At 34.8% G+C, this 13548-nt stretch carries 13 protein-coding genes; 9 read left to right on the top strand and 4 right to left on the bottom strand.

The window, feature by feature from the left end; translation table 11 throughout:
* Window positions 1-183: 183 nt before the first annotated feature.
* From LBU54_RS11330 to LBU54_RS11320, 3 genes are read right to left on the bottom strand one after another with little or no spacing between them, the layout of a single operon-like run.
* Window positions 184-1578, bottom strand: coding sequence for a sodium:solute symporter family protein (locus LBU54_RS11330; protein WP_224529531.1), 1395 nt, complete (start codon window positions 1576-1578; stop codon window positions 184-186).
* Window positions 1579-1617: 39 nt separating this feature from the next.
* A complete protein-coding gene (locus LBU54_RS11325; RefSeq protein ID WP_224529524.1) occupies window positions 1618-3156 on the bottom strand; it encodes a YifB family Mg chelatase-like AAA ATPase in 1539 nt (512 codons plus the stop codon).
* Between the two features lie 42 nt (window positions 3157-3198).
* Entirely contained in the window at window positions 3199-4632 is a 1434-nt protein-coding gene (locus LBU54_RS11320) for a YfcC family protein (RefSeq protein ID WP_224529521.1), read from the bottom strand.
* A 297-nt stretch (window positions 4633-4929) separates the two neighbouring features.
* Between LBU54_RS11320 and LBU54_RS11315 the strand changes: the two genes are divergently transcribed.
* Genes LBU54_RS11315 through moaA form a run of 9 tightly spaced genes read left to right on the top strand, consistent with a single transcriptional unit; the run spans window position 4930 to window position 11479 of the window.
* A complete protein-coding gene (locus LBU54_RS11315) occupies window positions 4930-6108 on the top strand; it encodes a molybdopterin molybdotransferase MoeA (RefSeq protein ID WP_224529516.1) in 1179 nt (392 codons plus the stop codon).
* A 10-nt stretch (window positions 6109-6118) separates the two neighbouring features.
* Entirely contained in the window at window positions 6119-6457 is a 339-nt protein-coding gene (locus LBU54_RS11310) for a winged helix-turn-helix domain-containing protein (protein ID WP_224529513.1), read from the top strand.
* A 1-nt stretch (window position 6458) separates the two neighbouring features.
* Window positions 6459-7199 (top strand): sulfite exporter TauE/SafE family protein, encoded by a 741-nt coding sequence (locus tag LBU54_RS11305; RefSeq protein ID WP_224529510.1) that lies wholly within the window; start codon window positions 6459-6461, stop codon window positions 7197-7199.
* A complete protein-coding gene (gene mobA, locus LBU54_RS11300) occupies window positions 7200-7784 on the top strand; it encodes a molybdenum cofactor guanylyltransferase (protein WP_224529507.1) in 585 nt (194 codons plus the stop codon).
* Window positions 7768-8001, top strand: a complete 234-nt coding sequence (locus LBU54_RS11295) for a MoaD/ThiS family protein (protein ID WP_224529505.1) — start codon at window positions 7768-7770, stop codon at window positions 7999-8001. Before mobA ends, LBU54_RS11295 begins: the two co-directional genes overlap by 17 nt.
* A gap of 5 nt (window positions 8002-8006) precedes the next feature.
* Complete coding sequence (gene moeB / locus LBU54_RS11290; protein WP_224529502.1) at window positions 8007-9095, top strand: HesA/MoeB/ThiF family protein; 1089 nt, start codon at window positions 8007-8009, stop codon at window positions 9093-9095.
* Window positions 9085-9528, top strand: a complete 444-nt coding sequence (locus LBU54_RS11285; protein ID WP_224529498.1) for a molybdenum cofactor biosynthesis protein MoaE — start codon at window positions 9085-9087, stop codon at window positions 9526-9528. Before moeB ends, LBU54_RS11285 begins: the two co-directional genes overlap by 11 nt.
* 32 nt (window positions 9529-9560) lie before the next feature.
* Entirely contained in the window at window positions 9561-10472 is a 912-nt protein-coding gene (gene moaCB, locus LBU54_RS11280; protein WP_224529495.1) for a bifunctional molybdenum cofactor biosynthesis protein MoaC/MoaB, read from the top strand.
* On the top strand, window positions 10472-11479 hold the full coding sequence (moaA, locus tag LBU54_RS11275; protein ID WP_224529489.1) for a GTP 3',8-cyclase MoaA: 1008 nt from the start codon (window positions 10472-10474) through the stop codon (window positions 11477-11479). The genes moaCB and moaA overlap by 1 nt, the downstream gene beginning before the upstream one ends.
* A gap of 5 nt (window positions 11480-11484) precedes the next feature.
* Here moaA and LBU54_RS11270 read toward each other — a convergent pair whose 3' ends face one another.
* Window positions 11485-13380, bottom strand: coding sequence for a cytochrome P450 (locus tag LBU54_RS11270; RefSeq protein ID WP_224529487.1), 1896 nt, complete (start codon window positions 13378-13380; stop codon window positions 11485-11487).
* Between the last annotated feature and the right edge of the window lie 168 nt (window positions 13381-13548).

Here is a 13548-nt window from a genome sequence, read left to right as displayed (position 1 = left end):
AAGTTTACAAGTCTAGTAAAAATACAATTTAATTGTGCTATGATGTAACTTTTGTAAATAATACAAAGACATATCAAATAGCCAATTTAAAAAAAGCTAAACGATAATTTGTTGTAAAAAGATTATAAGTATATTTATTCCTGACGCCAAAAGACAATTAACACAACCAGCTCTTACATCTAACTATAAAACATCGGTGTTTTGTTTTTTATCGGGATATATAATGCTTCCAATGACCATAGAAAAACAACTTACTATGGTTCCGTAAATTGTGGCGTCAATTCTGGTTTCAAAAATAAAACAACAAAACCACGTTAAACCTCCAAAAATTATAGCTGCCCACGCCCCTTTTACCGATGCTTTGCTCCAGAATAAACCTAAAGTAAATGGTGCAAATAGACACACTAAAATTAAACTTAAAGATGCTTCTACTAAACCAACGATATCAGAATTGTCAAAAGCAAAATAACAAGAAACAATCGCTACCAAAACAACACTTAATCTTGTAAATAGTAGTAATTTTTTATCGGAAAGCGTCTTCACATTTGGTTTAATCAAATTCTCTGCAATGACTGTGGCAGGTGCCAACATGGCGCCACTTGATGTGCTTAGTATTGCTGAAATCATAGCACCATAAAATAGTATCTGAACTGGTATAGTAGTCATAGTTTTAACTAGTGTTGGGATAATATCTTGACTATTGCCATTCTCTAGAAGTTCCGGATATAATTGTACACCTCCCAATCCAATAATTAAGGGAATACTAGGTATTAAAACCATTAAAAAAGCACCTAAGAAAAGACCATGTCGGGCCGTTTTTTCATCCTTCGCAGAAAATACTCTTTGATAAATTTCCTGAACAGGAATTGCACCCGCTGTAAATGCCAATAGCAGTGCGATATAATCAGACCACTCATCCAAACCACCATCTGGCGTTAAATGGTAAAATTTACTGGGTTGTTTCTCAAAAATTGCAGCAATTCCACCAGTTTCATCAAGAACCTGAAATAACAATATAAATAAACCCAAGAGAATCATGACACTCTGCACCATATCCGTGTAAGCTACAGCCCACATACCACCAATATAGGTATAGAAAACTACAATAGAAGCACCTAATATAATCCCATATTGAAAGGGAATATCCATAACCGTATTAAACAAGTACGCTAAAGCAACATATTGAGCCGCTATCCAATGCGGATAAGACAATACCATTAAGAGTGAAGAAACTGTTTCGAGGGTTTTGTTATAACGTACCCTAAAGAAATCGTTTATGGTAACGATATTCATTCGATACAACTTTCTAGCATAGAATTGACCAACAATAATTAAACAGAAACCTCCTGATACTACAAGTGTTATATAAGATGAGAAACCGTCAGTAATAAAATATCCAGGATTTCCCATAATTTGAGTGCTCCCAAACCATGTAGCAAACAGCGTAACTGCGACTAAAAGGGTAGACAAACTTTTACCAGCAAGTGCGAAATCACCCGCGGATTTTATTTTTTTGGAAGCCCAAAATCCAATGGCGAGGGTAATGGACAAATAAAATATTATAAAGAAGTTTACCATTTTAGATATATTAATATTTATTGTATTAGGTAATTCATTTTACCCCAACCAGCCTTCTCTGTCCAAACTACGGTATTGTATAGCCTCGCTTATATAAGTTCCTGCAACATTTTCAGAATTTTCTAGATCCGCAATAGTTCTGGCAACTTTAAGAATTCTATCATAAGCTCTCGCAGAGAGATTTAAACGCTCCATGGCAGATTTAAGTAATTGTAAGGATGCATCATCTAACTTACAATAGGTTCTTATTTGCTTGGTATTCATTTGTGCATTGTAATGAATATTCTCCAGTTCTTTAAAGCGTTTGGTTTGAATATCTCTAGCCTTGGTAACACGTTCTCTTATCTGCACGGACGATTCACCTTTTCTGTCATCTGATAGTTTCTCAAACGGTACTGGAGTCACTTCTATATGAATATCTATCCGATCTAAAAGCGGACCAGAAATCTTGCTCAAGTAACGTTGCATTTCAGCTGGGCTAGACGTCACAGGAGCATCAGGATCGTTAAAATAGCCTCCTGGACTTGGATTCATACTTGCTACTAGCATAAATGATGAGGGATATGTAACGGTGAACTTAGCTCTTGATATAGTGACTTCCCTATCTTCTAAAGGTTGCCGCATCACTTCTAATACGCTTCGTTTAAACTCAGGCAATTCATCCAGAAATAAAACGCCGTTATGGGACAAGGATATTTCTCCCGGTTGCGGATAGGCTCCACCTCCAACTAAGGCGACATCACTTATGGTATGATGTGGACTCCGAAATGGTCGTTGCGACATAAGCCCAGTGTTTGCGCTTAATCCACCAACAACAGAATGAATTTTAGTTGTTTCTAGAGCTTCATGCAAAGTCATTGGTGGCAAAATACTTGGTAAACGTTTGGCCAACATTGTTTTACCAGAACCTGGTGGTCCAATAAGGATAATATTATGACCTCCTGCTGCCGCAATTTCCATACAACGCTTTATGCTTTCCTGTCCCTTGACATCGGCAAAATCAAATTCTGGAAAATCTAGATTCTTATAAAACTCTTCTCTTGTGTTAACAACAACCTCTTCAATCAATTCACCTTTATCAAAGTGATTTATCACCTCAGTGATATTGTCAACACCATAGACTTTTAAGTCATTCACTATGGCTGCCTCTTTAGCATTTTGATTAGGTAGTATAAATCCCTTGAAACCCTCTTCCCTAGCCTTAACTGCAATTGGCAAAGCCCCTTTAATGGGTTGCAAACTACCATCTAAGGACAATTCGCCCATAATTAAGTAATCCTCAAGGTTATCTGCTTTTATTTGGTCTGAAGCAGCCAGAATGCCAACGGCTAATGTTAAGTCGTAAGCCGATCCTTCTTTGCGTAAATCAGCTGGTGCCATATTAATGGTAATCTTCTTTCCTGGAATTCTATAACCATTATTTTGAAGAGCCGCAGCGATTCTATAATTACTCTCTTTTATCGCATTATCTGGAAGCCCTACTAGATGATACCCGATTCCTTTGTCAACATTGACCTCAACGGTTATCGTTGTTGCCTCAACGCCAAAGACAGCACTTCCAAAAACCTTTTTAAGCATATATTATACGAATTATTTCAAAAAATATTCAACATTTCTAAATCAGCTGTACCCTATCCAAATAGATATAATCATGGTTATTATAGCTAAAACCATTAAAATGAGAAATATAGGAAAAGCAAATTTTATCCATTTATTAAAAGGCACATTTCCAACACCGAGCATAGCCAATAGAATGCCATTGGTAGGTATTATTAAGTTTGAAAATCCATCTCCAAAAACATAAGCTAAAACTGCCGTTTGCCTTGAAACGCCTATCAAATCCGAAAGTGGTGTCATTAAGGGCATAGACACCAAAGCCTGTCCAGAAGCAGAAGGGATAAAGAAATTTAAAAATGTTTGAAAAATAAGCATCCCAATCGCCGCCAGAGAGGTGGGTAATGCACCTAAGGTTGATGCAAAAGAATGTAAAATGGTATCCATTATTTGGCTTTCTTGCATCACTATGCTAATGCCTCTTGCTACACCAACTATCAGTGCAGGGATAATCATAGATTCTAACCCTTTTACGAAAATCCCCATTGCTCTATCACCTGAATAGCCGCTTATAAATATGGTTGCAATCCCTATGGCTAAAAAACCAGCACTCATTTCTATAAGTCCCCAACCCATAAATTGAACTGCAGATAGTATTCCCGCATAACCAAAAATGAGCACAACCAATATGCGTAAATGTATCTTAGTTAAAGGAACATGTTCAATTTGTTCTGTTGCGTCTCCATTTATTGATTGTGTTAATGATATTCGTTTTCCACTTTTTACTTTTCTCCCATAGTTAAGCAAATAGGCGAATCCAATGATAATAGCCGCTAAAAAAACAATAAGGCGTAATCCGATACCACTCCCAATGGGCAATTCTGCAATTTGCTGGGCAATTTGAACCGTAAAGGGATTGGTTGTTGCTGTGGACCAACCGACATATACAGGCAAAACGCCTAAAGCAAAGCCAAACATATGATCATATCCGTTTTGTTTTGCCAGAAGAATTATAATGGGAATCAATGGGATTAATTCAATATATATACCCATAAAAGCACTACCTGTAGAAATTAAAACATAAATAAGGAAAAACAAAACAATAGGTTTTCGCTTAAATCGACTTATTAGTGCAGATAAAAAAGCATGTATGGTTTTAGTCTCTACGATGATATTGAAAACCGCACCAATCATAAAAATGAAAAAAATAAGTGAGGCCGACTGCTGAAGTCCTTTGGGGACTGAAGTTAATAGGCTAAGTAAGGACGTGGGAGATGCATGACTATCTACTTTCTCTTCTAACAAAACACCTTTTATTGAAATGTGTTTTGGAATTTGTTTATAACTACCGGAAACAACAATACTCTGCTCTACCTTATTAATCACCTTCTTTTGACGTTCATAAGAACCAGATGGAATAAGATAACTCAATACAGAACAGGCAACAATAATTAAAAAAAGAAAAATAAATACGTGGGGTAACTTAAACCTAAGTTTCATAAAGTGTTGATTAGATAGCTTCAACAAGATAGAAAATAAATTGTTTTTTCAGCATTGACCTTAAAAGTAATTGAGGAAGCCCTAACGCCAAATACAGCGCTTCCAAATATTTTTTTAGAATGAATGATAAGTTTGTTTCCTAATACTAGAACAATTGAAGTGAATAAAAAGAATCTATTAAAAGATAATACCACTATTTATATAAGACTAACAGAAGAGGATCATTCAAAAAATTTCTTATTAGACTCTCCTAATGAATATAGAAAAATTCGTTATGTTTGTTAGTATACAACGTAAATGATTTCCATACACCAAGCCATATCAGCTATAAAAACTACTTGCAAACCTTTAATGAAGGAAGCTGTTTTAAAAGTCGAGAAATCCAGTGGTTTTATATTGTCTCAAGATATTCACTCGCCTATTAATATGCCACCATTTAGGCAATCTGCTATGGATGGTTATGCTTTAAACGTGCATGAAAAGCTCGAATATTATCTTCAAGGAGAAATGAAGGCAGGTGATAATCATAAATTGTATTTGAAAGAAGGAGAGGCTGTGAGAATATTCACGGGAGCACCTGTTCCTGATAGTGCAAATGCAGTGGTAATGCAAGAGAAAGTTAAAGTCAGCGGTAACAAAATTGTCATTGAGTCTAATATTCCTTCTGAACACAATATTAGACCTCTAGGAGAACAAGTTAAAAAAGGTGAGATTGCATTAAAACAAGGGACAAAACTCACACCTGCAGCTATTGGCTATTTAACATCCTTAGGTATTACAGACGTTTTAGTTTATAAACAGCCCTCTATTGCAATTGTAACCACTGGCAACGAGTTGATAAAAGCAGGTAAACCATTGCCTTTCGGAAAGATATATGAAAGTAATTCTGTAATGCTTCAAAGCGCTTTAGGTAATTTAGATTTTTACGATGTGACTCTGCATACCATTGATGATAATTTTGAGAATACAACTTCTAAACTTCAAAGCGTTATAAACCTCAACGACTTAGTTATCATAACTGGAGGGATTTCAGTTGGAGATTATGATTTTGTTGGAAAATCGCTCGAAGAACTTAAGACAGAAGTAATCTTTTATAAGGTTAAACAAAAGCCAGGAAAACCATTATTCTTTGGAAAGAAAGACGATACCATCATTTTTGCATTACCAGGAAATCCTGCAGCTACGCTTAGTTGTTTCTATTGCTATGTATACATCGCCTTACAGAAAATGATGAATCGGAATGCATTAGAATTACCAAAGATATTCGCAAAGTCGCAATCAAACTTTAAAAAAAGTGGTGACCGCCCTCAGTTCTTGAAAGCAATATATAAGGATAATGAAGTACAAATTTTAGAAGGTCAGAATTCATCAATGCTTCAAACATTTGCGCTTTCAAATGCATTAGTTTTTTTACCAGAAACCGTTTCCAATATTTCTGTCAATGATATGGTAGAAGTTATTTTATTGCCGTCCTAAACTATTGATTATGAGCTACAAAATTAAAAGTAGAATTTGGATAGAATCCGATAAAAGTGTTTTTTTAGGAGAGGGTCGCGTTAAGCTATTAAAGGCTATTGGCGAAACAGGTTCTCTATCAAAAGCGGCTAAATCCTTAAATCTTTCCTACAAAAAAGCTTGGTCACTGTTAGATGCCGTAAACAAATCTGCTAAAAGACCTGTTACAACTAATCATATAGGAGGTAAAGGAGGTGGCGGTACAGAACTTACCGATTATGGCAAATCTCTGATTTTTACTTTTGATGAAATTAATAAAAATTGTTGGGCGTTTTTAGACCAACAAATTGAAAAATTTAAGCTGTTATAGTATGTTACAAAACGAAAACATACTTATTTTTTTGTGCTTACTACCTATAGTATCATTCTTATACTCTAGTGTTGGTCATGGTGGTGCGAGTGGTTATTTAGCACTAATGGCATTATTTTCCTTTGCTCCAGAAACTATGAAACCTACTGCCCTACTGCTTAACTTATTCGTAGCAGGAATTTCATTCTACTACTACTTTAAAGCTGGTTACTTTAATAAAAAACTATTTTTTGTATTTGCCATTACCTCTATCCCATTTTCAATGCTTGGAGGCAGAATTGAACTTGACGCATCACTTTACAAAAAAACACTAGCGATTTTGCTCGTATTTGCCATTTTGAAAATTTTAAATCTTCTTGGAAAAGAAAGTGACACTATAAAACGTGTAAAAATATGGCAAGGATTTATTATTGGTGCTATTATCGGATTTTTCTCAGGACTTATAGGTATTGGTGGCGGCATAATATTAACGCCTGTTATTTTGTTGTTTCATTGGGGCAAGATGAAAGAAGCCGCTGCAGTTTCTGCCCTATTTATTTGGGTAAATTCAGCCTCAGGTTTAATCGGCCAACTCAGTGTGGGTGTAACACTTGAAAAAGAATCCTTTTTATTAGTTGCTATTGCACTATTTGGAGGTGTTTTAGGCGGTTTCTACGGAAGTAGAAAAATAAACAACCGAAGACTTCGGTACATTTTAGCTTTTGTATTGACTATTGCTTCTTTTAAATTATTTTTCACATAAATGATAAACAAAACGACCATAACAGGTATTATTTTAGCAGGTGGTAAAAGTTCGCGTGTGGGAGAAGACAAAGGCCTTCTCTTACTAAATGGAAAACCAATGATACAATATAGTATTGATGCTCTAAAACCTTTTGTCTCTGAAATAATTATTGTTTCAGACAATCCAAATTATGATGTATTTAGCTTAAGGCGCATCAATGACATTACAAAAAATTCTGGCCCAGTAGCTGGTATATGTTCAGGATTAGAAGCTTCATCCAATGACAATAATTTGGTTTTAAGTTGTGATATACCTTTAATTACTCCCGAGATATTAGAAATGCTAATTTATGCCATTGATGATACTTCAGAAATTATTCAAGTTGAAAGCAAGGGTAAGTCTATGCCCCTAATCGCATTTTACAAAAGACAAGTAAAAGATTGTTTCAACAAACTCTTAATCGCAAACGAAAGACGCCTTCGCGTTGCTATTGAAAGCTGTAATTATAAAAATATAGAATTAAAAAAAGAGCAGGAACTCTGCACAACTAATGTAAATACAATAAAGGACCTTAAAGCCATAGAAAATGCGTATAACAGTTAGATATTTTGGCCAAATAGCTGAAATCACCAACAAGGAAAAAGAGGTGTTAGAGTTTTCAGGTCATACGATTTCGGAACTAATGGAATCGCTATATTCAAAATATACTTTGCTAAAAACTAAAGATTTTCAAGTAGCTCAAAATCAAGAGTTGGTAGCACTTAAAACAGAATTAACAGGACAAGAAATCGCACTATTGCCACCTTTTGCAGGTGGTTAAATAATATGAGCAGATACAGTAGACATATCGTACTTTCAGAAATTGGACAAGTAGGTCAAAATAAGCTTGCTAAAGCTAAGGTTTTAGTTGTTGGAGCTGGTGGATTAGGTTGCCCTGTTCTACAATATTTAGCAGCTGCAGGAGTCGGAACGATTGGTATTATTGATTTTGATACTGTAGATATTTCTAATCTTCAGCGTCAAGTGTTATATGGAACAACTTCGTTAGGAGTTAATAAAGCCATGGCTGCGAAACAACGTCTGCAAGATTTAAACGATGAAATCACAATCAATGCCTACCCTCAAAAATTAACGTACAAGAATGCGCTGAACTTGTTTAGCACTTACGACATCATTATTGATGGTACAGATAATTTTGAAACACGATATTTAGTCAATGACGCCTGTGTCATTTTAAATAAACCTCTTGTTTTTGGTGGTATTTATAAATTTGAAGGTCAGGTGTCTGTTTTCAATTATAAAAACGGACCTAGTTACCGGTGTTTATTTCCTAAAGCACCAAAAAAAGGTGCGTATCCTAACTGCTCAGAAATAGGTGTTTTAGGTGTCCTTCCAGGCATTATTGGCAGCATACAAGCAAATGAAGTCCTAAAGATTATTCTAAATATCGGAAATGTTCTTTCAGGAATCCTGTTATGCTATAACGCATTAACATCTAAAACCGTTACTCTAAAAATAAACAGAAATGAAGCCAATATTGAGTCGGTTTTAAATAACGTAGCGGATTTTGAAAATGAATCGTCTAAGTCTAATTTTGGCGTAGAACCCGTAGAAATTTCTATCAAAGACCTTATTGATGATGAAAACATACAATATATTGATGTTAGGGAACTAAATGAAAAACCAAGAGTAAAACGTTTGGAAGTTACCAATATACCATTAAGTGACATTAAGAATAACTTGGATAAAATCGAAGATTCAAAAATAAAAGCACTGTTTTGCCAATCTGGAATAAGAAGTAAAATTGCTTTCAAACTTTTACTTGATTATAATATTACTAATTGCTTTAGTATAACGGAAGGTGCTGTAGAAATCAATAATTACATACAAAAAACTTCATTAAATGAAAGATAAAAAGCCTAAAAGCGTTTTTAAAGAAGGTGCTATATCCTCAGAATTCATTGGGAATTCTATTTACAAACATCAAACTAAAACAAGTATTGGTGCTCACAATATTTTCTTAGGTCAAGTACGTGCTGACGTTATTGACAACAAAACAGTTTCTGCTATTGAGTATACTGCATATGAAGAAATGTCTAATGCTAAATTTCACGAAATCAGGGAAGCCGCTTTCGAAAAATTTGAACTCACTTGCATGCATATATACCATAGTTTAGGGAAAGTAAACGTTGGTGAAATCTGTTTATTTGTATTTGTATCTTCACCGCGACGGAAAGTGGTTTTTGAAGCTTTAGAATTCATTGTTGAAGCTATTAAAGCCGATGTTCCCATTTTTGGTAAGGAAATTTTTGAGGACAGCACACACCAATGGAAACAAAACAATTAAAAAATGATTGAACTTATAATGATTGAACTTATATGGTAGATATCACCGAAAAAAGCACAACATTACGAATTGCAGTAGCTCAAGCTATTGTTAAAGTTAGCAAGCTAGAAACCATTACTGCCATTCAAAACGATACGGTTCCCAAGGGAAATGTATTTGCTATGAGCAAGGCAGCAGGACTATTGGGCGTAAAACGTACGCCAGATATTTTACCAGATTGCCATCCTTTACCTATTGAGTTTACAAGTGTAGAATACGATATCAATGGATTAGAAATAACCATCATTTTCACAGTAAAAACCATTTATAAAACTGGTGTTGAAGTCGAAGCCATGCATGGCGCTAGTGTAGTCGCATTGAACATGTATGATATGCTTAAGCCTATTGATAAAGGTGTTGAAATACTGGCTATAAAACTTTTAAACAAAAAAGGTGGGAAATCCGACTTCAGAGACCGCTTTAGGAAAGATCTAACAGCAACAGTTATTGTGTGTTCAGATACTATTTCTGCAGGTCACAAAGACGATAAAGCAGGTAAGGCAATAATGAATAAACTAGAATTTTACCAAGTAAAAATTGCAGATTATATCGTAATACCTGATGAAATTAATATTATTCAGGAAAAAGTAACAACCTACCAAGAACAAGGTGTAGATATGATTATTTATACGGGAGGCACGGGACTTTCTGGTCGTGATGTAACTCCAGAAGCATTACTACCCTTGCTTGATAGAAGAATCCCAGGCATTGAAGAAGCTATTAGAAATTATGGTCAAGAACGCACACCATTTTCAATGCTGTCCCGAAGTGTAGCTGGGACCATAAAAGATACTCTAGTCTTAGCTTTACCAGGCTCTACAAACGGAGCAAAAGAATCTATGGATGCCATATTTCCTGCTGTATTACATAGTTTTAGAATTTTAAAAGGTGCAAGACACGATTAATGCAAGACAATAAAAATATATTACAAGATTCACACGGTAGACAACATACCTACCTGCGCATTTCATTAATTGAACGTTGTAATCTGCGCTGTTCTTATTGTATGCCAGAAGAAGGTGTTCAGTTGTCACCAAAAAGTCATTTAATGAGTTATGAGGAAATTTATGACATTGCAAAAACTTTTGTAAAACACGGTGTTACTAAAATTAGATTAACAGGAGGAGAACCCTTAATAAGAAAGGATATTCCTATTATTTTAGAAAAGTTAGCAACGCTTCCTGTAGAATTGTCAATTACCTCGAATGCTGTAATTATTGATAAATTTATTCAGATACTGAAATTAAACGGAGTTCAAAAAATTAATGTGAGTTTAGATTCTCTAGACCGTGAAAAATTTAAACAGATTACACGTCGTGATGAATTTCAAAAAGTCCATGATAATATTTTACTATTGGTTAAAGAAGGCTTTACTGTAAAAGTAAATGCTGTTTTAATGAAGGGTTTCAATGATAATGAAATTATTGACTTCATAAATTTCACGAAAGACCTGCCCATTTCAGTTCGTTTTATTGAGTTTATGCCTTTTGATGGTAACAAATGGGATATTAGCAAAATGGTTTCTTACAAAGAAATAATGGATAAGGTTAATGAAGTCTTCACAGATGATAATGTCGAACGTCTGCAAGACGCCCCAAATGACACTTCAAAAAACTATAAAATAAAAGGCCATAAAGGATCTTTTGCCATTATTAGCACGGTTACAAATCCCTTCTGTGATTCGTGCAATAGATTGCGCCTAACAGCTAATGGTCAATTAAAAAATTGTTTGTTTTCCTCCAAAGAAAGTGATTTATTATCGGTATTGCGTTCTGGAAAATCGATTGAATCCGTAATTCAGAAAGCTGTTGAAGCAAAACTTAAAGTCCGTGGTGGCATGGATACGCTTGAAAAGCTAAAAGAACCTAAATTGCATTCCAATAACAGAAGTATGATTACTATTGGAGGCTAATGTGGTTAAAAATTTTCAGGCAATATACATGCTTTATTAATAATTGGCAGTATAGAATCTATTCCAATATTTAAAGTCTTCTGCATAACCTCAGAATTTCCTTTATGACATTGCAAACAAGCACCAACTAATAGAAGTCTCTTTTGTTCATTAACTGAAAATGGTCTAAAGTCATGCCGTGTAGATCTTACAGTTGCTTTATCTACTTCTTTTAGAAATGGAATCCATGCATCCTCTGGTAAGCTATCGTTTTCGTTTAATGCGTATTCAGGAGTGAAAATCCAAGTCCCTTTTTTATTCTTTATTTTGTATTCCAAGATACCATTACCATAGCCTAAACTAGCTGAGTTAGAGTGACAAGATTTACAATCGCGTACTGCTGTTGTTGTGGTATGAGGTGAATTTGGAGCGTATAATCTGTGAAATAACAAACTCTCGTTCTCGTCATTATGAGAATAACTATTTAAATCAATGGTCATTATCATTCCGGGAATTGCAGGCTCTATATGTTTTCCTTCTTCAGTTTCACGAACTCCCATGGCTGGCAAAGACGATGAAAACTCAGCAACATATTCCTTCCATTGTCCTCGAATATATTTTTTATCAAGTAAATCAAATCCCCTCGGTTCTTCTTTGTCATATTCATTATGGCAACCAATACATCTTGGCGTCCAAGACGAATGGCAAGTTGCACAACTCACATCCTGATGCGCATTATCTCGAGAACAAAATTCAGATTGCGGTTTTAAACTATATAGAGTATCATCTTTTTTGCCAATTAAAAAGGCATTACCAAGAGAATCCACAAAAGTATTTACTAATGGATGACCATCTTTTTCTGCGACTATAATTTGTTTGTCATGATGCTTGTAATCTCTATGCAAAAAGACTAGCAAACTCTCTCGATCTAAAGAATCGTATGGAATCGTATTAGGCTTTTCCTTGAAGTGACAATCAGAGCATTGCAATTTCACGGCTTGTTCTGCGTGTGCATACGTGTTACCATCACCCATCACTTCATGAGACGAATGGCAATCAATACACAACATCCCTTTGGTATGGTGTATGTCTTGTTCAAGGATTTTATAAACTCTTTTATCTTGTAAAACTTTATAATCAGTTTTATTAATAATGTCGCTTTCTTCTAACAAGGTCTCTTGCAAGCCCATATAATTAGTAGAAATTCTGCTTGAACGACTATGGCATCCAAAACAATGGGTGTCATTCACAAAAATATCAGTTGAAGGATGATATTGAGGTAATTCCTTTTTATTGGAAGCTAAATAACTTTCTAAATCGTATTTAGCTTCGTTAGAATAATTTAAGTGACAAGCATTACAACCACCTCCGCGACTTAATTGCGTAATCTGACCATATTCCATTTTTTCTGCACCTAAATGACAGTTAGCGCATAAATCTCTTAAATGCTTATCTGAAGCCGAATACCCCAAATCTTTAATATGATAATGATAATCTAAACTATCCGCTTCACCAAAAACAAATTTGTCAACTGCGACAATTCCACTATTTGTTGTCATTAAAGACTGTTCTATTTTGTACAATTCACTAGGATGACATTTACCACAAGTCTCTTTTGCGTCGGACAAGTTTCCGGGAATCAAAACCATTCCTTTATGAGCCTCATTTTTGTCATTAGAAGCTATATTTCCTAAGTGACAACCTGCGCAACCTATAAATTCTGGATTATGATATTTTGAATAACCCTTGGTATCCTGATGACATTGAAAGCATGATTCCTTTTCTGCTATTTGACTGAATTCAGTAGTACTTTGATATGCAGGTTCAGAAAAAAAATAAGCCCCATTTCTTGCAAAAAAAAGCGCTGCAAATACGAAAAAAATCAAGATAAAAAAGGCTATAGAATATTCTTTTTTTTTCATTAAAAATGCGAGTTGATCAAATGTACAATAATTTGGAAATTATCTCCAAAGTAAAGAATCCGAAAAAAACATTCTAATTTATGTAACCTAGGTTGCATTAAAAATCTGTCTATTATGACATATGTCACAATTTCAATGCCTAATAGTTGATAGATTTGTTTCCGAAGA

The organism is Winogradskyella alexanderae (genome assembly GCF_020166335.1).
Taxonomy (GTDB): domain Bacteria; phylum Bacteroidota; class Bacteroidia; order Flavobacteriales; family Flavobacteriaceae; genus Winogradskyella; species Winogradskyella alexanderae.
Note: the sequence above shows the minus strand (reverse complement) of the source record. Positions and strands in the feature narration are given on the sequence as shown.

Coding starts and splice junctions, on each gene's coding strand:
- moaA (WP_224529489.1), top strand. CDS start 10,472: ATGCAAGACAATAAAAATATATTACAAGATTCACACGGTAGACAACAT.
- LBU54_RS11310 (WP_224529513.1), top strand. CDS start 6,119: ATGAGCTACAAAATTAAAAGTAGAATTTGGATAGAATCCGATAAAAGT.
- LBU54_RS11320 (WP_224529521.1), bottom strand. CDS start 4,632: ATGAAACTTAGGTTTAAGTTACCCCACGTATTTATTTTTCTTTTTTTA.
- moeB (WP_224529502.1), top strand. CDS start 8,007: ATGAGCAGATACAGTAGACATATCGTACTTTCAGAAATTGGACAAGTA.
- LBU54_RS11270 (WP_224529487.1), bottom strand. CDS start 13,380: ATGAAAAAAAAAGAATATTCTATAGCCTTTTTTATCTTGATTTTTTTC.
- LBU54_RS11305 (WP_224529510.1), top strand. CDS start 6,459: ATGTTACAAAACGAAAACATACTTATTTTTTTGTGCTTACTACCTATA.
- moaCB (WP_224529495.1), top strand. CDS start 9,561: ATGGTAGATATCACCGAAAAAAGCACAACATTACGAATTGCAGTAGCT.
- LBU54_RS11295 (WP_224529505.1), top strand. CDS start 7,768: ATGCGTATAACAGTTAGATATTTTGGCCAAATAGCTGAAATCACCAAC.
- LBU54_RS11325 (WP_224529524.1), bottom strand. CDS start 3,156: ATGCTTAAAAAGGTTTTTGGAAGTGCTGTCTTTGGCGTTGAGGCAACA.
- LBU54_RS11285 (WP_224529498.1), top strand. CDS start 9,085: ATGAAAGATAAAAAGCCTAAAAGCGTTTTTAAAGAAGGTGCTATATCC.
- LBU54_RS11330 (WP_224529531.1), bottom strand. CDS start 1,578: ATGGTAAACTTCTTTATAATATTTTATTTGTCCATTACCCTCGCCATT.
- mobA (WP_224529507.1), top strand. CDS start 7,200: ATGATAAACAAAACGACCATAACAGGTATTATTTTAGCAGGTGGTAAA.
- LBU54_RS11315 (WP_224529516.1), top strand. CDS start 4,930: ATGATTTCCATACACCAAGCCATATCAGCTATAAAAACTACTTGCAAA.